This is a genomic window from Paenibacillus lentus, assembly GCF_042714055.1.
GTDB lineage: Bacteria > Bacillota > Bacilli > Paenibacillales > Paenibacillaceae > Fontibacillus > Fontibacillus lentus_A.
The window spans coordinates 102,649-125,781 of record NZ_JBHGVC010000008.1 but is presented as its reverse complement, the minus strand read 5'-3'; the positions used below and the strand labels follow the sequence as shown (position 1 = coordinate 125,781).

Annotated in this window: 17 protein-coding genes; 7 read left to right on the top strand and 10 right to left on the bottom strand. The window is 47.2% G+C overall.

Annotated features, from left to right (window positions below; genetic code table 11):
- Nucleotides 1-156 precede the first annotated feature (156 nt).
- The gene (locus ACE3MQ_RS18465) at nt 157-1,023 is read right to left on the bottom strand and encodes a response regulator (protein ID WP_379395334.1); all 867 of its coding nucleotides are present in this window, start codon (nt 1,021-1,023) and stop codon (nt 157-159) included.
- 245 nt (nt 1,024-1,268) lie between these two features.
- On the opposite strand from ACE3MQ_RS18465, the gene ACE3MQ_RS18460 reads away from it, so the two are divergent.
- Nucleotides 1,269-2,825, top strand: coding sequence for a methyl-accepting chemotaxis protein (locus tag ACE3MQ_RS18460; RefSeq protein WP_379395332.1), 1,557 nt, complete (start codon nt 1,269-1,271; stop codon nt 2,823-2,825).
- Nucleotides 2,826-2,877: 52 nt separating this feature from the next.
- Here ACE3MQ_RS18460 and ACE3MQ_RS18455 read toward each other — a convergent pair whose 3' ends face one another.
- The 4 genes from ACE3MQ_RS18455 to ACE3MQ_RS18440 form a co-directional block, all read right to left on the bottom strand.
- On the bottom strand, nt 2,878-6,528 hold the full coding sequence (locus ACE3MQ_RS18455; RefSeq protein ID WP_379395330.1) for an S-layer homology domain-containing protein: 3,651 nt from the start codon (nt 6,526-6,528) through the stop codon (nt 2,878-2,880).
- Nucleotides 6,529-6,832: 304 nt separating this feature from the next.
- Nucleotides 6,833-8,608 carry a protein kinase domain-containing protein gene (locus tag ACE3MQ_RS18450; protein WP_379395328.1) on the bottom strand — a complete coding sequence of 592 codons (1,776 nt, stop codon included), beginning with the start codon at nt 8,606-8,608 and terminating at the stop codon, nt 6,833-6,835.
- 138 nt (nt 8,609-8,746) lie between these two features.
- Nucleotides 8,747-9,010, bottom strand: coding sequence for a hypothetical protein (locus ACE3MQ_RS18445; protein WP_379395326.1), 264 nt, complete (start codon nt 9,008-9,010; stop codon nt 8,747-8,749).
- A 61-nt stretch (nt 9,011-9,071) separates the two neighbouring features.
- Nucleotides 9,072-10,322 carry an MDR family MFS transporter gene (locus tag ACE3MQ_RS18440; RefSeq protein WP_379395324.1) on the bottom strand — a complete coding sequence of 417 codons (1,251 nt, stop codon included), beginning with the start codon at nt 10,320-10,322 and terminating at the stop codon, nt 9,072-9,074.
- Nucleotides 10,323-10,473: 151 nt separating this feature from the next.
- Between ACE3MQ_RS18440 and ACE3MQ_RS18435 the strand changes: the two genes are divergently transcribed.
- From ACE3MQ_RS18435 to ACE3MQ_RS18420, 4 genes are all read left to right on the top strand, one after another.
- Nucleotides 10,474-11,178, top strand: a complete 705-nt coding sequence (locus tag ACE3MQ_RS18435) for a response regulator transcription factor (protein ID WP_379395499.1) — start codon at nt 10,474-10,476, stop codon at nt 11,176-11,178.
- Nucleotides 11,178-12,140, top strand: a complete 963-nt coding sequence (locus tag ACE3MQ_RS18430; protein WP_379395322.1) for a sensor histidine kinase — start codon at nt 11,178-11,180, stop codon at nt 12,138-12,140. The genes ACE3MQ_RS18435 and ACE3MQ_RS18430 overlap by 1 nt, the downstream gene beginning before the upstream one ends.
- 71 nt (nt 12,141-12,211) lie before the next feature.
- A complete protein-coding gene (locus ACE3MQ_RS18425) occupies nt 12,212-13,153 on the top strand; it encodes an ABC transporter ATP-binding protein (RefSeq protein ID WP_379395320.1) in 942 nt (313 codons plus the stop codon).
- Nucleotides 13,150-13,839 (top strand): ABC transporter permease, encoded by a 690-nt coding sequence (locus ACE3MQ_RS18420; protein WP_379395318.1) that lies wholly within the window; start codon nt 13,150-13,152, stop codon nt 13,837-13,839. Before ACE3MQ_RS18425 ends, ACE3MQ_RS18420 begins: the two co-directional genes overlap by 4 nt.
- Before the next feature lie 15 nt (nt 13,840-13,854).
- On the opposite strand, the gene ACE3MQ_RS18415 is transcribed toward ACE3MQ_RS18420, so the two are convergent.
- Complete coding sequence (locus ACE3MQ_RS18415) at nt 13,855-14,016, bottom strand: hypothetical protein (RefSeq protein WP_379395316.1); 162 nt, start codon at nt 14,014-14,016, stop codon at nt 13,855-13,857.
- Between the two features lie 252 nt (nt 14,017-14,268).
- On the opposite strand from ACE3MQ_RS18415, the gene ACE3MQ_RS18410 reads away from it, so the two are divergent.
- Both ACE3MQ_RS18410 and aspA read left to right on the top strand, forming a co-directional pair.
- The gene (locus ACE3MQ_RS18410) at nt 14,269-15,510 is read left to right on the top strand and encodes a GNAT family N-acetyltransferase (protein WP_379395314.1); all 1,242 of its coding nucleotides are present in this window, start codon (nt 14,269-14,271) and stop codon (nt 15,508-15,510) included.
- Nucleotides 15,511-15,604: 94 nt separating this feature from the next.
- On the top strand, nt 15,605-17,044 hold the full coding sequence (aspA, locus tag ACE3MQ_RS18405) for an aspartate ammonia-lyase (RefSeq protein WP_379395312.1): 1,440 nt from the start codon (nt 15,605-15,607) through the stop codon (nt 17,042-17,044).
- On the opposite strand, the gene ACE3MQ_RS18400 is transcribed toward aspA, so the two are convergent.
- From ACE3MQ_RS18400 to ACE3MQ_RS18385, 4 genes are all read right to left on the bottom strand, one after another.
- On the bottom strand, nt 17,020-18,795 hold the full coding sequence (locus ACE3MQ_RS18400; RefSeq protein ID WP_379395310.1) for a sensor histidine kinase: 1,776 nt from the start codon (nt 18,793-18,795) through the stop codon (nt 17,020-17,022). The genes aspA and ACE3MQ_RS18400 overlap by 25 nt on opposite strands.
- A gap of 15 nt (nt 18,796-18,810) precedes the next feature.
- Entirely contained in the window at nt 18,811-20,385 is a 1,575-nt protein-coding gene (locus ACE3MQ_RS18395) for a response regulator (protein WP_379395308.1), read from the bottom strand.
- 97 nt (nt 20,386-20,482) lie between these two features.
- Nucleotides 20,483-22,153, bottom strand: coding sequence for an extracellular solute-binding protein (locus ACE3MQ_RS18390; RefSeq protein WP_379395306.1), 1,671 nt, complete (start codon nt 22,151-22,153; stop codon nt 20,483-20,485).
- A gap of 83 nt (nt 22,154-22,236) precedes the next feature.
- Nucleotides 22,237-23,130, bottom strand: coding sequence for a carbohydrate ABC transporter permease (locus ACE3MQ_RS18385; RefSeq protein ID WP_379395304.1), 894 nt, complete (start codon nt 23,128-23,130; stop codon nt 22,237-22,239).
- Nucleotides 23,131-23,133 lie beyond the last annotated feature (3 nt).

Below are 23,133 nucleotides of genomic sequence, written 5' to 3'. Positions count from 1 at the left end.
TATTAAGAAATACTCGCATTAGTTCTACCCTAATATATATATCGGAGATTTGTCGTCCATATTGAAATTGCTTGATGGCGAGCCTCGCGAACTGGATTTCCAGCATATTGCTCGACCTAACGGTTGGATGTTGCCGGTATAGCTGCAGGGAACTATTCAAGGGTCCCAATCATTCAAAAATAACACGTCAAAGGATTCCTTCAAATGAATAGACCAAGCATAGTCCTTATCATTAAATAAAGGGCCTGCGTATAAATTATGCATGAGTTGCAGCTGATCTGCCGTCAAATCCGTTTGAGCGGACAAACCTCTAATTTTATAGAAATCAACTTCGGCCTCTCCCTCTACTTCGAGCACATAGCCTTCATTAATTACCCTGATCGACAAAGGTAAGGAAAATTTCTCAAACGTCTTTTTCATGCGGTAAATTGTATTGTAGACATTATGTATGGCTCTGGAACTATCCATCTCCGGCCATAGCATATCCGCAATGATCCACTTGTTTACGATCTGCCCTTCCTTCACGATAAAATAAGCAAACATTTCTTCCGTTTTTTTAGTTGGCCACTTCACGATTTCTCCGGCTTTATTTGTCGTTTGGAACGAACCGAAGCATTGCACCTTCATAACAGGCGCTCTGGATTCTATAGATTGTATCGCCAATAATTTTTTTATCTTTTCTAATTTGGATGCGACGGTGTCAATCGATTTACGCGTAATCGGCTTCAGCAAATAATCCACTGCCTCGACGCGAAAAGCCTCTACCGCATACTCACGGTAAGCTGTCGTAAAAACGATTTGCATGAACTCATTCTTTACTTGCTCCGCCAATTGCAGGCCATTTAAACCCGGCATACCAATGTCGATAAAAAGCACGTCAGCCTCTAAGCCCGGAATGTCGCGCAGCGCCTCGAGCGGATCAGAATAAGCCCCGACAAGCTCATACTTCGGATGCTCGCCTATATATCTTTTCATCATATTTAGGGAAAGCAATTCATCCTCTACGATAACTGTTCTTAGCATGACATTTACCTACTCTCAAGCTTATTTATGACGCGGTAATGAGGCGCGATCAAAGAGCAGTGCATTTTGTGAGAATTCTGTGAGTCAAACGATATATGATGTACATTATGCTCAAAATAACGAGTCGCCGAATTGAACCTTATCCCATGGGGATTTGAATACTAATTCGGCCAACACCGTCCGTTAATTAATAGTTTCACATATTTGTAACTAAAAACATCGATAAAGGTAGGTTTGAAACAAAAATGAAGTTGAAGCATTTGCAAAAAAATTCAATCATGCTCATTTTGTCCGGAATCTCGTTGTTATTATCGATAGGAACGCATACCGTTCACAGATATACGCCTCTGTTCGATCTTCATCGGGCGATGAACGGAATTGGCAGCCTGACACAGGGATTATCCATTTTCAAAAATTTACTGTTCTTTATTCCTATTGTTCTTTTTATATTCAGTCTCCTTATTTACAGGAAAAACGCCCATTCCCCAAGCTTGCCCTGGATTATCAGCTCAACGCTGACCTTTAGCAGTATTTCCATTATTGCCGGTGGTGACGGATTTGTTGAATACCATTTCTCTATTTTCATGACGATAGCCATTATCGCTTACTATGAAAGTATCAAAACTCTTCTATACAGCACCGCGATATTTGCCATCCAGCATTTTGCCGGGTTCTTTTGGTTCCCGCAATTACTTTGCGGTACGGCTGACTACCGCTTCTCCTTGCTGCTCATCCATGCTCTGTATTTGCTGCTAACGAGCGGAGCGACGATCTGGTTCGTCTACTCCAAGAAAATACACACGAATGAATATGAGAAAACAGTGGCTTCTCAGCAGCAAGCCATCAATGAAGTGCTGCGGAACATGGACGATTCCAGCCAATCGGTGCTGAACGCCGTTACTCAGCTCCTGTCAGGCGCCGGCCAGTCCGCGAAAGCCAGCCAAGAGATTGTGGCCTCCATTGAAACCATCTCTATTGGAGCCTATGAGCAAACGAACAAGCTTAGCTTAGGCGTGGAGAGCATTCAAAGCATGCTGGAGCAGGTAGAGCATATTAACGAAAACGCCAGCGTAGTCACGGAAAATTCACGATCTACCTCAAACCAGGTCGTCTACGGGCAAGAGAAGATTCATGTAGTGGCTAACCAAATCCATGTGATTACTTCAGCAGTCAATAAGGTCAATAAGGTCATTAACGAGCTTGCAGACAGTTCTATGGAAATCGAGAAGCTCGTCGACCTCATCTCTTCTATAGCGGAGCAAACCAACCTTTTGGCTCTAAACGCGTCTATAGAAGCCGCTCGGGCAGGCGAGCATGGAGCAGGATTTGCCGTGGTCGCGGCCGAAGTCCGGAAATTGGCAGGCCAATCCAATGATTCAGCGGCAGAAATTCAGAGAAACGTCCAATCTTTCCAAAGCCATATTGACAAGGTGCTGCACGAGATGAATGTCAGCTTGAGCGAGGTACAAAAGGGACTGGAGCAAATCGAGGAAACGAAGCAGGTCTTTGATGAAATTTCCGAATCTTCGAGCACAGTAGACCTGCAAATCAAGGACATGTCTGTCACAACGGATTTTCTGCTCCAGCATTCCAAACGAACTAATGACATGATGAACCAGGTGTCGGAAATAACAGAAGCATTTTTTATGAACATCGAAAAAATATTATCCGCCGCTGAAGAACAATCCACTTCTTCCGATGCGGTGAATGACATTGCCCTGAATTTAGAGTCATTGGTCTCCGAGTTAGGCGGCATCTTGAGCAGTATTCAAAGAAGATTAACGGAGGAAAAATCCGGCTAGGCAGCAAAAAGAAGGCACACGGTTTAAGAGCCGTATGCCTTCTTATTTTTTGTTATTCGAATTGTTGGATTAGCTTGAGCAATACGACCGCTGCTTCAGCTCTTGTCGTGAAAGCTTGCGGCTGGAAGCTATTCCCGGGCGTGCCAATCATCATCCGATTCTCTGTCACCCACATGACAGCGTCACGCGCCCATAAAGATACATCGTCAGCATCCTTGTAAAGCATGGCGCCGGCCGCTTTACCAGTGGAGTCGATACCGGAATTGGTTCTCCATGCATTGGCCTTGGCTAAGATCACCGCCATTTGCTCACGGGTAATCGGGTCGTTCGGAGCAAAAACACCGCCACTGTAGCCGTGTATCAAGCCATGGTGCTGTGCAGCCGATATCGCCTCCTGCGCCCAATGTCCTTGCGTATCCGTAAATGTAACTCCATTTTCAACCTTCAACCTTAGAACCTGAACCAATAAGGTGACGAATTCGGCTCGCGTTAACGAATGATTGGGGCGGAAGGTACCATCAGAATAACCTTGGATAATCCCTCTGCCCGCAAGCTCCCGAATCGCTTCGCTGGCCCAGTGCCCATCGATATCGCTCAGATTTACAGGGCCGCGGTTATCGCATGCAGCGCCAAAGGAACATGGCTCATCCTCGGTCAGGTCAGGCTTGCCGGCATCATCATTGTCCTCGGCAGGTGCTTGATTCTCCTGCTTAGAGGAATTCGCGTTCCCGCTGGCCGAGCTTCCACCACCAATGGATGAGCCTCCACCGCCGCCATGCCCCCCGCTTCCTCCACCGCCGTCATCAACAATGGGGCGAGGGGTTACTTTCACAGTCCGGATCACTTCTTCTGCTGCATTGCCAGCTGCATCCGATACGTTGTATCGCAAAATATATTCGCCGACGACTCCCGTATCCACCTGGCCGGAAACCGTAACCGCAGAAGAGAGATCCCCGTCTACGTCGTCTGTGGCAATGACTCCGGGCTCCTGAAAGGCGGTGCCTTGCACAAGACTAATGATCGGATCGCCAAGCAGCGCAATGGTCGGTTTCTCGCGATCAATGTTTGTGATTTCAATTTGCTTCACTGTCTCGTTCCCGGCCTCATCCTTCGCATAGAAGCTGATCCAGCCGTTATCCGCCGCGATCACTTCCGACAATAGTGGATCACCGTTATTTGCAAAGTAGCTAGCATCCTGGAATCCGAACGCCATTTTCTCCGCAGCCAAGTGGACTCGCGAGTAAACGGAGGCCGTTACGGTGACGTTTTGATTCGTAGGCACCGTAGGAAATACGGTAAGCTTAATGACCGGCACATCCCGATGGATATTCGTGATCTCAATCGTTTTTACGGCAGCGTTACCGGCGCGATCCTTCGCGTAGACTGTATAAATATCATTTAACTCGGCCTCAAATGAGCTTAAGCCACCAAGCCCCGTACCTGCCTGCTCAAAGTAGCTGATAGGCTGATCTCCAACGGCCCACTTCACCTCGCTGATTCCACTTAAACGATCATATACGTCGGTCGTTACCGTCACGCTTCGGTTCGTTGGCTGGTCGCTTTCGATGCTTAGATGAATCGTCGGCTCTACTGCATCGAAATGACTTATCTCAATCGTCTCAACGACTCCATTTCCGGCTTGATCCTCACCGTAGACCGTATACTCTCCATTTTGGCTGGCCTGAAAAGAATCGTGAAACGAACTCCCCCCGCCATTTTGGAAAAATGACACCGACTGTCGTCCCTCGTTCCATTTCAAAGCAACTTCACCATTTGTATTATCCTGGGCGATCACACTAATGGTGATAGGCTGGTTTGTCCACTCTGCTGGAGTATAGCTCAAATCCAACCGGGGCGCCTCTAAATCAATTTGCCTTACCTCAATGTCTGCACTAACCTCGAAGCCGGCTTTGTCCTTTACATAGACTGTATAAATCCCATTCTCATGAACGAAGAATTGGGTATCGTCCACACTCAGAGCAACGCGCTGCTCATTTGGCCCCTGCTTGGCCCACTCCAGCTCGGCAATCCCGCTCCCGTTGTCGACATAGTTGATATTCACGGCCACAGGCTGATTGGTCCAGCCCGCTGGGGACAAAGAGAGCGTAAGGCTCGGCTCGCTTTTGTAAATATTCGTCACCGAAAGGGTCTGAACGCTTTCGTTCCCTGCTACGTCCCTAGCATAAACCGTATAAATGCCGTTTTCAGACACAGGAAAGCTGTCAGTGAGCACGCTGCCTTCCTGTACGAAATAAGCCGCATCGTGATCTCCCGTCGCCCACTTCAGTTCAGCTATTCCGCTCTCCTGATCAAGCGCGCTGACATCAATGATTACATCCTGACTTGTCGGCGCCCCCGTGGAAGGTGTTAATGTTATGCTTGGCGGAATGAGATCGATTTGATCAATGGTAATGGTCTGGAACGTCTCATTGCCAACCCGATCCGCGGCATAGACGGTATACTTGCCATTGCTATCGGCAAGAAAAGTATTATTCACGATTAAGGTGCCGCCCGAACGGAAATAATCGGCTGTCTGCTGCCCAGCAGCCCATTTGAACTGCGCCGAATTCAAACCGCTCTGAACGTCTTCTGCATTGGCCGTAACGGGAATCGGCTGATTCGTCCATCCCTGCTGCTTCGTAAAGACCTCCAACGTCGGTGCCAAGCGGTCAATATTCGTAACCTCAGTGACTGCAACGCTTTCATTGCCGACGTGATCTTTCGCGTACCATGTATACTTCCCGTTATCGGTGGCTATAAAGTAATTTCCAGGCACTGTGGTTCCATATTTCCGCATGGATGAGGCGTCATGTTCGCCCTTTAACCATTTTTGTGCAGCAACGCCAGATCCATCATCTCTGACGGAACCAACGACGTACACATTCTGCTGCGTCCAATCTGCGGGTGAATGCCTAAAATTAATAATTATTGGCGGAGTTTTATCGACGTGAACCTGGCTCCCGTCCGTAGTAGCGTCAAGCTGGCCGTGCCTCTGTCCTGTTTCATCTTCATATTCAAGCATAAACGGGATAGGGCCTTCAGGAACGGAGGAATCCAGCGTCAAGGCAGCCTTCCAGTTTTTACGGTTGCCATTTTGCACCGCCTGAACCTCCTGCCCGGCAATTTGTACGACGGGGGGCTTCAGATAAAATGCAGAGGAAATCGATACCGTCACCGTATCCCCTGCTTGAGCGTACTTCGGAGCATTCTGATTACTCGATGAAATACTCAGTTTCTGTATCGTATCGACGTTTAACGTATAAGTCCCTGAAGATCTGCTGAAATCAAGCGTTTTGGTCTCGCCGCCCCAAGAGCTCTGAAAAGAACTTAAGGTAGCCCATATCGCTTCCGCTGGAACCGAATCCCCTTCCAGTACAGTGACGCCGTCTAGGCTGTATCTGTATTTTTGGTTGTAAATAGGATTGTTTTCGCCAAAACCGCCGTCGAAATTACTGACCGTGATCCATCTGACATCAGCAGGAAGCCCGTACCAATAGTCCGTGATGAATCTTTTCTCGGTCGTAATCCCGTCACGACTGTAATAGATTTCTACCCCCTCACTCAAGCCTCTGAAAGGGAGAAAGGTAGCCCACTTTGCGTTGGAAGGCAGCTCGCTAAAGTTCAAATCAATATAGAATATATCCGCTCCATCGCTATAGCGATGTGACATCGATGCGAATCCGCTAGGATTGTAATTAATCATATGGATTGCCTCGGCTTGAATCTGCTCGGCAGAAGCTCTGCTTGCAGGTCCGGCAAATAAGAGCGTCGCGGTAAAACAGACCATTGACAACAAACAAATAAAGTTTTTTCTATCCGGGTATTTAATAATACATTCTCCTTTCTTGGTCAGCCCGCTCTGACCTATCTCTTTCAAATTGTAGATTGTAAAAAATGAAATAAACATCCCCCGATCGAGGGATTTTCGCAGCATCCGCAGCTAAAAAAAGGACGCCGAGCGGCGTCCTTATCATCCTTTCAAAACTATGCTTGGAACATGGAGCTTACTAAGGATCTCCATCATCCAGCAAGCCTATCGTTTTGGCGATGGCCGCCGCTTTCATGCGCCGATCCACCTTTAGCTTCTCGAAAATATTCTTAAGGTGTGTTTTGACCGTCTCGCTCGTAATCATTAAGGAGGCAGCAATTTCCTTATTGGACAGGCCCATCGCCAGGAGCTTCAGCACTTCTTGTTCCCTATTGGTAAGGGAGTGTCTTATTTCAGCATGATCTCCAAGCCCAGCGGCCAGTTCCTTCGGGAAAGAGCTTGCTTCAATGGTAATTGACGCTTGCCTCGATTTCATAGCAAATAATGCTTGGGAAACTAAATTTCGAATCACGGGAAAGCGTTCCGGGGCAAAATGCTTTGCAGTTAGCAGGTTCTCTATGTATAGAAGCCCTTGAGGCTGATCATGCACGAAGATCGGCATGCAAAGAGCAGAGCCGCCTTTTCTATAACCGGAATAAAATGCAGACGGCTCAGACGCATCCGGCACCCTTATTCCTTGCATGATTACCTTGTCTCGAAGTGCTCTGGCGATCATCTCCTGCTGCACATTTAAATAAGCTTCTAATGGACGATGCGGGAGCACGAAAGTTATGCTTCCATTCTCTAATCTGATTTCTATATCCACATACCAGCCTTGGGAGTATGGAAGCAGCAGCAAACCGCGCTGTGCTCCTGTATTCGTAACAATTAGCTTCATGAGCCGCGCTGCAATCTGCTCCCCGTTCAAGGCCTCCGAGAAAATCTGTGACGCTTGGACAATAGCGGCCAAATCCAGCACTTGCGGGTAACTGACAATGTTATCGTTGATAATCAAGGATGTGCGATGAGCTTGCATGAGGCTGGTTCCGTCCGATGATAAAGAAGCCAATGCGGCGCGATGCGTATTCTTCGGCAAATCAGGCCGATTAGATGCAACTGCTGGATCATCTGCTTTAGTTAAATCTATGGAGGAATCTATCGATGCATTTCTGGAGTAGTTGTCTAGCTGTTCTAACATGGCTTCCATGCTTGGATACCGCCGCTCGGGATCTTTGGCCAGCATTTTCATCACCATATCCGATATGAACGTAGGAAGCGCCGGGTTCATGCCGCTAAGAGGAGGGGGAGTTTTCGCCATATGTGCATGAGCCCATGCAAGGGCACCTGTGGCCGTAAAAGGAAGCCGGTTGGCAAACAGCTCATAGAATGTCATCCCCAGGGAATAAATATCCGCGCGAGCGTCCACACTGAAGTTCATCCGTCCCGTCTGCTCCGGCGACATGTACACGGGGTTTCCTTCCAGGCTGCTCTGCCCATGATCCTCACGCTCATTCAAGTGAATGGCATAGCCGAAGCCCGTCAGGAAAATTTCAAGCGAATGCTGCCGAATAAGCAGCGTATCAGGCCGGATATTTAAATGAAGAATATTTCGTTTATGAAGCTCATGCAACCGCATGACTACACGTTTCAATATCTGCACGTACATGGCAGGAGTCATTACCGCTTCCGACCAATAATCCCTTAACGTCAGCGCATGGATCGGTTCATACTCTAAAATCATCATATTCTTGAAATTCATGTACGAATTCGGCTTAAAGAGCCCTTCCATTTCGAGCTCCCTCAGAAAATTAAACTCATGAATAAGCTTGGCATTCTCGATCGTCGTGTTTTTGCCGCTCTTAACGATTTTCAACAATACCTGACTGGCCGAATGTTCTGAAAGGGCAAAAGCAACCAAAAGATAAGAATCCTCATAAACTATTTGAGTTATAGCGTAACCGGGAATATTTATCATAGCGCTACAATCCTTCTTGAATTGTGATCATCACATATTTAAGTTCTATTGTACTATAGAATGTAAATTTATTCTTTCTCCTCCATGAAAAAAGAGAGCCCAAAGGCTCTCTAATTAAGTACTATCTTCCCTTATAGCTTACCGTCTGCGCCGACGTTTTCTTCGTCCTTCTAACAGCAAAATGGCCAGCAGATCAAACAGCACCAGCGGGATAATAAACGGGGCAAACGCGGCATGAGCCTTGCTTCCCCGATTATGGACAGAAGAAACCTGTAGGTACAGCTTCCTTCCGCTTACCCTTACAATTTTCCCGTACAGTACCGCCCCCGTCTTTGTTTTTATTTTGACCTGCTTATTCAAATGCTTCCTAGCCTGATCACTGATCTTTGCCAAACTAGTCACCTCCCTAGTGCATGACACAATATACGTGTCATTTGCCGGGGAAGTGTGGACGTCTGCCTAGTCAGGATGAAACGATATGTTTTCCTTCCTGCTCGGCCCGCCTTTGCTCCAATTGTTGCAAACTCCGATGAGCCATAAACAAGAACGGGGCGCCAATGATTGTCGTCAATCCAAGGATAGCGAAAATAAGCTGTGACGAAGCAACCCCCAGCCCTTCCAGCAGAAAACCGCCCAACAAAGGAGCTAATACCGCTCCGAAATTATTGAAGCCAAACATGCCGAAGTATGCTCCCCGCAGTCCAGGCTCGGCAATGCGATCAACGAGCACATCCGTTGCCGTGAAGGTCAGCACTTCTCCAATCGTAAAAATGACTACGCAGACCATAAGCAGCGGGAGGGTATCGAACATTCCGAACAATACAAGGCTTGTCCCCGTGAATAAATTGCCGGCAATAATCGGAAGAGCAGGGGCAAAGCGAGCGGCCAACCGAACGAGGGGGTATTGAACCGTCAGCACGACTACCGCATTCAGGGATAACAAATAACTGAACCACTTGACCCCTTCTTCCATCCGTGGACTCATCTCCATATACTGGGCCAACGTCGAATCGAAATGTCCATAACCGAGCAGGCAAAAAATCATGCCGATCAGCACCAGCATAAATGTCCGGTTGCCGCTCGTCGCTTTCAAAGCTCCAGCGAGGCCTAGCCGCTGCTCATGATGCTTGTTCGCCTGTCCAAGCTCATGATACCGCCAAAACTGCAAGACCAAGCAGATGCCATAACAGGCATAAACTGCTGCAGCGATTAAAAACACACGATTTGAACTAGAAGCGCCTACCTGCAGTCCCAGCAGAGGCCCGATAACAACCCCTAAATTAATGGCCGCATAGCGTAAATTAAATACGAGCAGTTTACTCTCTTTAGGAGTAATATCAGCAAGCAATGCGCGGGATGTAGGCTCGAATGTTGCCCTGCATAGACCGTTAAGAGCATTCATAACGAAGAAAATCCATATTTTATTCGCAAATGCAAAGCCCGCAAAAACCAGCACCCATCCGGAAATCGCGATAAAGAGTACTTTTTTTCGGCCGATGACGTCGGAAATATAGCCCCCATAGAAGCTGGCAAATACGCCGATCAACGAACTGACGGCTACCACGACCCCTGTCTCTGCGGGCGTTGCTCCCATAGAACGGATCAAGTAGATGGAAAGGAACGGAATACTCATCGAAATGGCTGTACGGCCAAATATTGTACCGATGATAATCGTCCAGGACAACGGGTGAATTTTCTTCAAATGCTCGTTCATTTATGCGCCTTCTTTATAGTTAGAATGATCAAAATCATTCAACTATTTAACTCTTAATCTTTTGAACTGTCAAGGTATATTGCTGGACTGCAGATATGATAAAATGAAATCCAATACCTGACAGACTAAAGAATAGGTGGGTAGCGACATGATTCAAAGCATACTGCTGGTTGAAGACGATCTGTCGATCAGTGAAATGGTTATCAGTTACTTGTCCAAAGAAGGCTTCACCATCGTGCATGCACGCGATGGAGAAGAGGCGCTTCGCTTATTTAGCGAGCAAAAATACGCGCTCGTTCTGCTTGACCTCATGCTGCCTTATTTAAATGGCATGGATTTCCTTAAGATCATTCGAGAGCAGAGCCGCGTTCCGGTACTTATTATTTCAGCGAAGGACGGCGAAGTCGATAAAGCGCTAGGTCTTGGCTTCGGAGCAGACGACTACATCGCTAAACCCTTCTCGCTCATAGAATTGACCGCTCGCGTGAAATCGGCGATTCGGCGAGCGACGGAATATTCGGATTCCGGCAGCTCCTCTTCGCCTCGTTCGAATATTATTACCGTTCAGGATATGACCATGGATATCGACAATATCCGGTTGAGCAAGAAGGGAAGGGAAATTCACCTTACCGCCAAAGAGTGGAGCATATTGAAGCTTCTCTTTACCTATCCCAAGAAGATATTCACGAAAGAGCAGATTTACCGATCCGTGTGGGGAGACGAGTATTACGGGGACGAGAATATAATAAATGTTCATATGAGCCGGCTGCGGGAGAAAATCGAGGACAACCCGTCCTCCCCCCAATATATTAAGACAGTCTGGGGAATCGGCTACAAATTGGGTGACTTCCAGTGATGAACGCACTATTGCTTCTCCTAGCCCTCCTTGTCGTATTGTCGACCGCTCTGAACATCATTCAATATGTCGCTAGGCGGAGACGCGATGCAAGCCTAACAGAGATATCCAGGAAGCTAAACCGCATCATGGATGAACAATCTGCTGAGCGTTTGCTGCTCTTTACCGACGATACATATTTGCAAACCTTGGTTAGAAATATCGAGCGGCTGTTAGGCGAAAGCCAGACAATGACCGTTCGCTACGCAAGAACAGAGCAATCCATGAAGAAAATGCTGGCGAATATCTCACATGATTTAAAGACACCCTTAACCGTTATTCTGGGATACATTGAAATTATCCAAGGCGACCCTGCCATGGAGACATCGGAACGCAACCGCCTGCTCCATCACATCCAACATAAAACGATGGAAATCATCGCATTAATGAATTCTTTTTTTGATTTGGCGAAATTAGAGTCTGGCGACCAGCAGATTGCTCTAACGAAGGTACATATGAATGAAATTTGCCGAAAAAACATTCTAGCTTTCTATGAATGGGTCGACTCCAGCGGCATGGAAGCCGTAATTGAAATTCCTGACAACGCTATATACGCCTATGGAAATGAGGAAGCATTAGACCGGGTATTCACCAATCTGCTATCTAACGCGATTCGTTATGGCCGCGACGGGCGAACGCTCGGTCTAACCCTGACTGCGGACGAGACGCACGTCAGGATAGAGGTATGGGATCAGGGCAAGGGCATTCAAGAGCAAAATTTGGAGCGGGTATTTGAGCGCATGTTCACACTCGAGGAATCGAGAAATCGTTCTTTTCAAGGCAGCGGGCTAGGCTTAACGATTACGAAAAGGCTGGTGGAAGCGATGGATGGGACGATCTCGCTGCATAGTCTGCCTTATCAGAAGACAACATTCACGATCCAACTACAGCGAGCTGCCGAAGCAAACGTAAGGTTTTCGTAAGATTTATATCACAAAAAAGACAACGTCCGCGGCTAGAATGAGGTTGTAAGAACACGGAAGGAGCCATCTTAATGGAATATATTATTCAGACCCGCGGGCTGAGCAAAGCTTATCAAGGGAAAGATGTCATCAGCAATGTAAACATGAAGGTAAGGCAAGGAGAAATCTACGGATTCCTCGGACCTAATGGTGCAGGCAAAACGACCATCATGAAGATGCTGACCAATCTCGTAAAACCGACGGCCGGTGAAATCCTGCTGTTCAATGAACCATTGACGGCCTCTTCTTATGAAGTGCTGGGACGGATTGGCAGCATTATCGAGTACCCGATATTTTATGAGAAATTGACGGCTGCTCAAAACTTGGAGCTGCATGGCGAATATATGGGCTGCCATAACAAACACGCCATTCAGGAAGCTCTGGACATGGTTCATTTAAGGAATACGGATCAGAAGCCTGTCAAGGAATTTTCCCTCGGCATGAAGCAGCGGCTCGGGATTGCCAGAGCGATTATGACCAAGCCCGAACTGCTTATTTTGGATGAACCGATTAACGGTCTGGATCCTTTTGGGATTCAAGAAATACGCCATCTGTTTCAAACATTGAGCAGGGATTACGGTATTACTCTCTTAATTTCCACTCATCTGCTAGGCGAAATAGAGCAGATCGCAGATAAGATCGGAGTAATCAGCGAAGGCAGATTAATCGATGAAGTGTCCATGGAGAGCATCCGGGGCCAAAATACGGAGTTCATTGAACTGGTCACGCCTGAGTCAAGCCGAGCAGCGGCCATACTGGATCACCAGCTTCAAATTTCCAATTTCAAAGTCCTGCATGACCGGAATATTCGTATTTATGATACCTCCGTCAGTCAGGGGGACATTTTTAAAGCGTTAGTCCAACAGAATATTGAGATCGAAGGCATGCACAAGAAGGTAATGTCCCTGGAGGAATACTTCCTGGATCTAATTCAGCGTGATAGCAAGAGAGACGAAGGAGGGCATAACGTATGATGAAGCTTTTAAGACTGGAGCTGAGGAAGTTTTCGTTAAGGTGGTATTTCAGCAGCGCCATCATTGCTACTTTATCCATCATAGCCATGGTGGCTTTGATCACTTATGTAGAGTCGCCCAGCGAGGTCCCTTTAAGGAATCTGGAGGAAGCCTTTATAGTGATCGGCGCTTTTGTAAGAGCCACGTTTGTCATCCTGGCCGGAGTGCTTACAGCCAAGCTCATTATCGAGGAATATAAAAACAAGACAATATTCGTCCTCTTTACCTGCCCCATCAGTCGCAAAAGGCTGATTGGAGTAAAGCTTCTGCTTATTGCGATCTTAACCGGTGTAACCGTTTTTGTCTCGAACTTGTTCTCGGCCCTTGTTGTAATGCTTCTTAATTCTTATTTTCATTTCTTTCCGGGCACGCCAGAAGAGGGATTCCTGCTGAAGCAGGTGTTATCCATGCTTACCTTCTCGGTGGCCACGGCAGGCACAAGCCTGATTCCCCTGTATTTCGGACTACGCAAACAATCGGTACCTGCAACGATTCTATCTTCCATTCTGATCGTTGCGCTTATCAGCTCGCACAATCCGGCATTCTCGATTGCATCGATTGTTTACGTTCCCTTGGCTCTAGCTGTTGTCGGTGTCCTTATTGCCGGCTGGACCATCCGCAATGTAGAGAAGGCTGATGTTTGCTAATCCTATGAATAATGGTTAACGCTTCTGCTTATTCCGGTTGGCCTTCATTTTTTCTTGAAGCACGTCCTTGAATCTAATCGGTTTATTCTGACTGTCATTTTTTCTGGCAAGATGCATGATCGGTGATCTTGGGTGCTGGGAGTAATACGGTAGTGAACTGTGAACGACAATGTTCATGCTATTTTGCTCCTTTCCTCGCCACCCATATCGCTTATTGCAGCGTAATAATGTATGATTTATATGGATGCATGGATGTACTTACCCCGTTATCGCTTGCTTTAAACTTAATACGTTGAAAACAGGAGTAAAGTTGCAGCTGTAACTAAGATTCACCGTTCCGCCTTATCCGTCTTGTGGGTATATTGTGGAGCATGTTACATTAGACTTATCTTGTTTATTAACTCATAAAGCATTGGATGTGACTTAGAGATGTCGAATATCGAAATTCGTCCGGTTCAAAGCCGAATCGAATTGGAAGCGGTTTATGAACTGTTGGACACGTGCTTTACCTTAGGCAAGTCTTATTTTCAATCGCGTCTGGATTACAGCAGCACTTATCGATTTGATACCACTTGGGTAGCCGTCGTGGATGGCGTTGTCGCTTCAACGATTCAAATTTTCCCTTATATATGCCGCGTAGAGGATGTGACGCTCAAGGTAGCCGGCATCGGCAGCGTAGGAACGAAGCCCGAATATCGCGGACAGGGGCTGGGTCTGCAAATTTTGCAAAAACTAACGGAATGGATGGCACAGGAAGGCTACGATCTATCGTTGCTCTTCGCGGTCATCCATCCTTTTTATGAAAAAATGGGCTGGGCCATCGTACCAGAAACAGAGTACCAGCTGGCTGCCGATCAATTCATGTCCCAGGCAAGCCGAACATCCCAGAAATCCGGCGTGCAGCTCCCTTATTCAATCCAGAACTTCGAGCCGTCTGCCCATATCAAGCAGGTTGCTGAAATATATGAGCAGGTCAACTGCAGACGCACTTTATCGCGGGTACGCACCTATGCTTATTGGCAGGACATGCTGCACTCGGTGGAGTGGCGGGAAGGCGCTTGGTCTGTAGCTTTGCAAGGCGAAGCTATTGTCGCTTACGGCCGCTTGGGAAGGCAGGACAACGAATCCATCGGACTTGAAGAGCTCTGCTATTTGCCTGGCCACGAGTCCGCGATCATGCCGACTCTGGCTCATTTGCTCGCACAGCACCCGGACGTAAAGACGGTACAGCTTAGGCTTCCCTCAGATCACGCATTGCTGCCGCTTCTAAAGGAATGGAACGCGGATGAGGAAGCATCGAACCTGATGATGTGGAAAATGATCCGGCTGGCCGAAACCCTACACATTATAAAACCGGTATTGGAGCGCAGGCTCCGGCATGAATCGGTTACCGATTTCAGATTAGCGATATCCTGCGGGGGGCAGTCCGTACTGCTCATTTATGAAGAGGAGCATTTAGCTGTTGTCGGGGAATACGATTCCAGCGAGGTTACCACACTGGAGTTCAGTCCATCGGAATTCGTGGCGATGCTGTTCCATGGCTACAACAGCCAAATGACGATTGGGCATTGTCCCGGAACGAGGCAAGAGCCGCACCCGCCGATGAGTGAAATGCTGCAGATTCTATTTCCGGCTCAGGCTTCCGTTTTTTATTTGACGGATAAATTTTAGGTGTAAATCGATGCAAAACAGGCCCTTATCTGGATAACCTGATCTTCAAAAAGGTTACAATATAGATGTAGATATAAGGAGAGGTGGGAGAATCATGCCAAACCATTCATTTCGAATCGAAAAAGATTTCCTGGGCTCTTTACAGGTTCCGAAAGAAGCCTATTACGGCATTCAAACGATGCGTGCCGTAGAAAACTTTCCCATTACCGGATATAGAATATATTCCGAGCTGATCCATGCGCTCGCCCTCGTAAAAAAAGCCGCAGCCCAGGCGAACATGGATATCGGTCAGCTTGATCCGACTATCGCTAAAGCGATTATTCAGGCGGCTGACGAAATTATGGGCGGGCACTATCACGATCAATTCATTACCGATCCGATTCAAGGCGGCGCAGGAACCTCCATCAACATGAACGCGAATGAAGTGATCGCGAATCGCGCGCTGGAGATTCTCGGTAAAGAGAAGGGCGATTACGCTGCGATTAGCCCAAACAACCATGTGAACATGTCCCAATCCACGAATGACGCCTTTCCGACGGCGAATCATCTAGCCATTCTGAACCTGCTCGACCGGCTGCTCAAAACGACTCGAACACTGGCCGATACGTTCAAGAAGAAAGCGCAGGAATTCGACGGCATTATTAAAATGGGACGAACCCATCTACAGGATGCCGTGCCTATTCGCCTCGGACAAGAATTCGAAGCCTATCGGCGCGTGCTCGAACGGGACATTCGCAGAATGGATCAGACGAGACAAGCTTTGTTCGAAATCAACATGGGGGCTACAGCAGTAGGCACCGGCCTTAATGCGGAGCCCAAGTATATAGAGCGGGTCGTTAAGCTGCTGGCTGAATTAAGCGATTATCCGATGTTCTCGGCTGGCCAGCTCGTGGATGCTACACAGAACTGCGACGCGTATACGGAGACGTCCGCTGCGCTTAAGCTTTGCATGATCAACATGTCCAAAATCGCCAACGATTTACGGCTCATGTCTTCCGGCCCTCGAGCAGGGATCAAAGAAATTTCCCTGCCGGCCCGCCAGCCAGGCTCCTCAATCATGCCGGGCAAGGTGAACCCGGTCATGTGCGAGCTGATTAACCAGGTTGCCTTCCAGGTCATCGGCAATGACACCACCATAAGCATGGCGGCGGAAGCCGGACAATTTGAGTTGAATGTCATGGAGCCTGTGCTTGTTTTTAACCTGATGCAATCCATCAGTATCATGAACCAAGCGTTCCAATCCTTCCAAAAGTACTGCCTGGATGGAATCACCGCAAATGAAGAGCAATGCAAATCCTACGTGGATCAGAGCGTCGGCATCATTACCGCGCTCAATCCGCATTTAGGCTACGAAACGGTCAGCAAAATCGCGGCAGAGGCCATTGCTACCGGCCGTTCTGTACGAGAGCTTTGCCTTGAGTATAAGGTGTTGACCCCGGAGGAGCTCGATGAAATCCTCGATCCCCATGAAATGACTACGCCGGGGATTGCCGGAGCCAAGTTCCTGCATCAACCTACTTCCTCCGGAAAGTAGGGAGTAGCAGGGATGACGATCTGTACTGTCGTCCCCATCCCCGGCCTGCTGCCGATCGTTACGCCGTATTCAGATCCGAAATGGAGCTGGATACGGCTATTTACGTTGCGAATGCCGAAGCCGACATTCTGTCCTTCAACCGGATCGAAGATGCGGCGAATGAGTCCAGGCGACATGCCTAGGCCGTTATCGATCACCTTGAATACGATGCTGTCCCCAACCTTCCTTGCTTCGATCCGGATATCAAGGGCATCGCCGAACCAGGCATGCTCCATCGCATTTTCAATGAAAGGCTGCAAAATCAATTTGATGGTCGAATATCGTACGATCGCCGGATCAAGATCATAGGAAATCGTCACCTTATCTCCGTATTTCGTCCTCTGGATATTGATATAAGCCTCAGCCTGCTCCAGCTCATGGCGAATGGGGATGACCGTTCTTCCTTCATTTAATGAAAGACGATAGAATTTGGCGAGGTCGAGCACCATTTTCTGCAGCTTATCGATTTCCCCGAATTTAGCTAACCGGCTTATCGAAGACAAGGTATTATACAGAAAGTGCGGATTGACCTGCGCCTGTAAGGATTCCAGCTCCGCTTCCTTCTTCTCGATTTGCGTCAGATACACCTGCTCGATGAGATGGTCGATATTCTGGCCCATCTCGTTGAGCGCGGAGGCGATTTGAGAGAATTCATCTTTGCCCTTATAGCGCATGCGCTTGTGTAAATCGCCTTCCCGAAAGGCGTTTAAGACAGACACGATTTTCATAACGCGTACCGAGAAATACTGGGATATGAACATGCCTACTATAGAAAATACGATCAGCAAAATAACACAGGTTCCCAATATAAACATGCTGACCCGGGCAGAATCCCGCTCCATAATCGTCATTGGCACATAGGCAAGGAGCTCCCAATTCCCTTCATTCAAGGTCTCCGTGATGATTAAATAATCCTTTTCCGAAATTTCTTCCATTCCCACACCAGCAGGAACTTCGCCCGACTGATACAAAATCCGACCCTGCTCATCCTTAAGCAGTAATATGCTGCCCTCCCCGATTTTTAAATAATCCATCGCTTCGAACAGCTCCTGAATTCTGACGCTAAAACGCATAAACCCGATTTCCTTGACTTCCAGCGGGAATACATCAACCATGCGCCGCAAAAGGGATATCCGACCGTATTCCTCGTCCCGCTGCACCATCTTCCAAACCATCGTTTTCCCGTATTCCTCTTCGGGATACGTTGTATACCAATTCTGATTTTCCAGCCGATTTAGATGATAGATATTATATTTGCGTTCGAGCATATCCAGATCCTCCTGCTCGAAGGAACCGTAATAGGATTCGTTGAAATTCTGATTTTGCAAAAAAATGAACATCGCCATATTCAGCCTCGTTGCCTGCATTGCATTCTGGAATTTGGGTCTAACGATCTGTGTCGTCCTATCATAAGTATCCCAGCCTTTCTCGAAATGCCGCAGGTGCAGCACCAAGGAATAATCATCATATATCATAGAAGATACACGTTCTACATCCTCCAGCTTATATTTGATATTATCCCTCATTTGCAGCAAAGTTCCTTGCAGATTCGTCCGGGATTGCTTGCGGATCGACTCCTGATACATGGCATTCGAGAAAAAGCCGATGGCAATGACCGGAATCACGATAAAAAACATATAAGTCAGCATCAATTTATAGCCGAACGGGATATACTGCCTCTGCTTCTTTTTTTCTTGATTAGGGACTAACATGTTTTCCCTCCCGTGCTACTCTCGTTTGCGGAATTCCATTGGCGTCATCCCATAGGTTTCTTTAAATTGCCTGCTGAAATAGGGGATATAACGATATCCGACCTGATCGGCTACCTCATAAATTTTGAGTGTCGGGTTTCGAAGCAGCTCACTGGCTTTCTCCATTCTAAGCTGAACCAGCATTTCGCTGAAGCTCTTGCCCACTTCTTCCTTAAATAAATGTCCTAAATAATTCGGTGAAAAGGAGAACTTATGCGCGATATCTTTCAAGGTAATATTCTCATTCATTCGCTCTTGCATCGTATTTAGAATCTCGCGAATAAGCCTGCTGCACTGAGTGTTCTCTCTTTGGCGCAAGGTTTCTGAAATTTCGAATACTTTACGTACGAGCCAGGAGCGGATATCGCCCATCATTTCGAATTTCAGTACAATATCCAGACTGGAAAGCTCAAAACCGAGCATTTTGGATAAATCCTCATCCAGCGTGCTCAAATAGTGCTCCAGCTTGAACACGATATAAATCGCCAGGTTGTAGATCGTAAACTTGGAGCGCAGCGTCGACACCGATTGGAACAAATTATCGATTTCGTCATGTATTTTAACGAGCTCATAATTGGACATCGCCTTGAATAAGGCATCCAGACGAATGTCCAGCGTTCTCGCATCCTTCATTTCCGGGGTACGGCGAACTTCTTCATATTTAATAAGATGCCCTCTGCCAATAAACATTTTGCCATCCAACGCTTCAAGAGCCTGCTTATAGGATTGAGGCAGCAGGGATATTTCCTGCACCGGCTCTCCAAGGCCTATCGTCATGGAGACGGCCAACTTTGAGTTAACAGCTTCATATAATGTAGAAATGCATTCATTCACTTTATCTCCCTGCATAATGACGGCTAATCGCCGTTTGGACAACTTGCAGGCATGCTGCATTCCGCACTCCCGCAGCACCTTATTCATTTCTTGCAGCAAGTGATCGAAATGGCCAGCCGCTTCTTTCGTGCTTTGGCTTTTCCAATCCAAATCGTCCATTTCAATGACGGCCGCCCGCAGCGGGCCTTGAAGCGAAACTAGCCCATAGGTTGCCGCAAGCCGTTTCAAAGCCTCGGACTCCTCCAAATGCAGCTCGCCTTCGAGCAGGCGGATGAGCAGCTCATTTTTTGCCATTGGAATCATGCTTTGGTATTGCTCCTCGGTTTCCTTTCGTTTACCTTCGATCTCGAGCTCCTGCCGGATCGTTTCGAGGGATGCGATCAATTCATCGTCATCCACCGGCTTAAGCACATAGCTGCAAGCCTTCATGGATAACGCCTGCTTCACGTAATGAAAATCCTGGTACCCGCTCACGAATACGATGCGAATGTCTGGCTTCTTTTCAATCGCCATTCGCGCCAGCTCCAGCCCTGACATATTCGGCATATTGATATCCGTCACCAATATGTCAACCGGTCGATGCTTCATGACTTCGTAGGCAGCGAATCCGTTACTTACGGCATCAACCACTTCAAGCCCGAGCTTAGACCAGGGAATGAACTGCTTCATTCCTTCGAGATCCAGCATTTCGTCATCGGCTAACAGCACTTTGTACATGGTGAACAACTCCCCCTGAGCCATCTTTTTCGGTTTTTTAGTCTCAGCATTTAGGTAACGCAATGAGGGGTCCCGTAGGCCCCCTCAAATACAATTATTAATTTCTATTAATCATTGCCTTATTTTCTTCCCACTTCATTGTATAATAGTCGAGCACTTTTTGGAATCCAGCTTTCATCGAATCTTCATGGGCCTTATCCAATATTGCTAACGCTTCTGCATCCGTCTTAGCATACATGGACTGCGGTCTCGCCTTCAGCCAAATATCCTTAACCCGCTGGAAAGCAATTCCTTCTTCGCTATCCGGCATCGGGTGCATGTTTACAAACTCCGTATAGTCGCCTTGCGTTTTCCAAGTGATTTTATATTGCCAGTAAGTGGCCCAGTTGCGATCTTCTTCCTTCAAAGTCTCTTCATATTTCCCCTTCATATCATCTAGGTATACGGTATTACCCACCCATTGAAACGGATCGGTCGCTTTCTGATGCTCGGCAAGTTTATCTCTTTCCGTTACATATTTCTCCGTAAATATCGGCGTAGTTCCATCCTCTTGCCAACCTTGCCAATACTCTCCCTCAACATCGTAGTATTGCAAGACCATACCCTCCGGTCCCGTCCACCAGTCAAGGAATGCAAATACAGCTTCAGGATCCTTCGCGCTGGTCGTAATCACCGCAGCGTTCCAGCCTAGTTTATTATAAGTACCTGGGAAAATTTTGTTTTTGTCCAGACCTTCCTTATGGATTGGCCAAATCATGAAATAACCATCATTCGGATCTTTCTTTCTTAGCGCTACATCAGCTTCCATCGCAAATACCGTAGGATTCCCGGAAGCATACACAGCTACGCGGCCGGACACGAGCTTCTCTTGAACCTGGTCACGGGTTTGTGTCATGGCATCTTGTGTAATCAGACCTTCGCGGAACAATTTAGCCGTATAGACTACAGATTCACGGAATGCCTCATCTTTATAAATCGATTCCATCTTGTCGCCTACAGGAACGGCATAATATCTTTCGGCACTTAAGTTATTTTCCTTAAATGCAGAGTAAATTTGGCTAAGACCGTGTCCCTCCGAGGCCAAGTCTGTTTCCAGTGGAATGACGTTCGGATATTTTTCTTTAACCATTTTCAAATAGTTGTACAAATCGTCGGTCGTCTCAAGCTTAGGAGAACCGAGTTCCTCGTACATTTTCTTGTTCACTACCCAGCCCGCATTACCGTTCGGACGGTTCGTGTACCAGTTCGGGAATTGATACAGCTTCCCGTCAGGTGAACGCAGCATATTCAATGCTACAGGGTCAAGCCATTTCTTCAAGTTCGGATATTTATCCAGATAATCGTCAAGCGGAACTAGAAGCCCAGCTTCCCGAAGGCGCTCTACGTCTGCACCGCGTTCCCCCCAGACGATGTCAGGCAAGTCACCGGAAGCAATCATCGTATTGAGCTTTTGAGCGTTATTCCCGCCGTTCGGAATTTCCTTAATCGTAACCTTTTTGTTGTCTTGCACCCATTTCGTCATGGGATCTGCTCCCCATTTCGGCATCGTGTACCACTCGTAATTACCGAAGATAGAGATTTCAAGAGGTTCTTTGCCAAGCTGATACAGGTCTGACTCCGGAGGCGTCTCCTCCCCTTGCTGTTCTCCCCCGTTGTTGCTCGGCGCGGCTGCTTTGTTGCCGCCGCCATTACCGGATGAACAACCCACCATGAGCGAGAAGATCATTACCACAGACAAGATACTGATTAACCAATTTCTTTTTTTCATCCTGCTGCTTTCCCCTTTCAAATTCTTATTTATGTTTAAAGCGTTATGCTCTAAACTTCGTCATTCGAGTAGCTTGATTCGATCTACTCTTTCAGTGAACCAACAAGAACCCCTTTAACGAAATGCTTCTGTACGAATGGATATACCGTGATAATCGGAAGTGTGGCTACCATCATCGTTGCCATGGACAAAGACTTGCTTGTAATCGTTTTCACCCTGTCCATATGCGCTAAAGCCGCAGAGTCAAGTCCTCCCTGACTCGTTACGATATTCGAAAGTAAAATTTGCCGAAGGATCGTCTGGATTGGATATTTATCCACATCCGAAATATAAATCCCCGCCAAGAACCATTCATTCCAGTGCGCTACCGCCGTAAATAAGGACAAAGTCGCAATGACCGGACCTGACAGCGGAACTACGATCCGAAAAAAAGTCCCCCAGTTTCCACAACCATCTATTTGAGCGGATTCTTCAAGCCCTGCCGGAAGCCCCTGGAAAAATGTACGGAATATAATCATATTCCAAACACCGATCAAGGAAGGTATGATAAATACCCAGAAGGAATTCATCAATCCAAGATTACGAATGAGCAGGAATGAAGGAATCAAACCGCCACTGAAATACAGCGTTATAATACACATAATCATGTAATATTTCCGCCCGATCAGTTCACTTTTTGACATGCCGTATGCAAAGATGGATGTACATAATATCGATGCAAACGTACCGATTACTGTACGAAGAACCGAGATAACAAAACCATTAATCAGCCTTTCGTCCTTAAATACAATGCCGTAATTTTCTAACGTGAATACTCTAGGCCAAAGTGTAATTCCGCCCCTTGAAGTATCCATTCCTTCGTTAAAGGAAATTGCCAGCGCATTCAGGAACGGATATAAGGTTGAAAGTGCTAGTAAAGTCAAGAAAACATAAATGATAATAACCATGATTCGATCGCCAAAGCTGTCACGCACCATTTC

Coding starts and splice junctions, on each gene's coding strand:
- aspA (WP_379395312.1), top strand. CDS start 15,605: ATGCCAAACCATTCATTTCGAATCGAAAAAGATTTCCTGGGCTCTTTA.
- ACE3MQ_RS18410 (WP_379395314.1), top strand. CDS start 14,269: ATGTCGAATATCGAAATTCGTCCGGTTCAAAGCCGAATCGAATTGGAA.
- ACE3MQ_RS18390 (WP_379395306.1), bottom strand. CDS start 22,153: ATGAAAAAAAGAAATTGGTTAATCAGTATCTTGTCTGTGGTAATGATC.
- ACE3MQ_RS18430 (WP_379395322.1), top strand. CDS start 11,178: ATGAACGCACTATTGCTTCTCCTAGCCCTCCTTGTCGTATTGTCGACC.
- ACE3MQ_RS18455 (WP_379395330.1), bottom strand. CDS start 6,528: ATGATTAATTACAATCCTAGCGGATTCGCATCGATGTCACATCGCTAT.
- ACE3MQ_RS18460 (WP_379395332.1), top strand. CDS start 1,269: ATGAAGTTGAAGCATTTGCAAAAAAATTCAATCATGCTCATTTTGTCC.
- ACE3MQ_RS18450 (WP_379395328.1), bottom strand. CDS start 8,608: ATGATAAATATTCCCGGTTACGCTATAACTCAAATAGTTTATGAGGAT.
- ACE3MQ_RS18465 (WP_379395334.1), bottom strand. CDS start 1,023: ATGCTAAGAACAGTTATCGTAGAGGATGAATTGCTTTCCCTAAATATG.
- ACE3MQ_RS18395 (WP_379395308.1), bottom strand. CDS start 20,385: ATGTACAAAGTGCTGTTAGCCGATGACGAAATGCTGGATCTCGAAGGA.
- ACE3MQ_RS18425 (WP_379395320.1), top strand. CDS start 12,212: ATGGAATATATTATTCAGACCCGCGGGCTGAGCAAAGCTTATCAAGGG.
- ACE3MQ_RS18440 (WP_379395324.1), bottom strand. CDS start 10,322: ATGAACGAGCATTTGAAGAAAATTCACCCGTTGTCCTGGACGATTATC.
- ACE3MQ_RS18385 (WP_379395304.1), bottom strand. CDS start 23,130: ATGGTGCGTGACAGCTTTGGCGATCGAATCATGGTTATTATCATTTAT.
- ACE3MQ_RS18415 (WP_379395316.1), bottom strand. CDS start 14,016: ATGAACATTGTCGTTCACAGTTCACTACCGTATTACTCCCAGCACCCA.
- ACE3MQ_RS18420 (WP_379395318.1), top strand. CDS start 13,150: ATGATGAAGCTTTTAAGACTGGAGCTGAGGAAGTTTTCGTTAAGGTGG.
- ACE3MQ_RS18400 (WP_379395310.1), bottom strand. CDS start 18,795: ATGTTAGTCCCTAATCAAGAAAAAAAGAAGCAGAGGCAGTATATCCCG.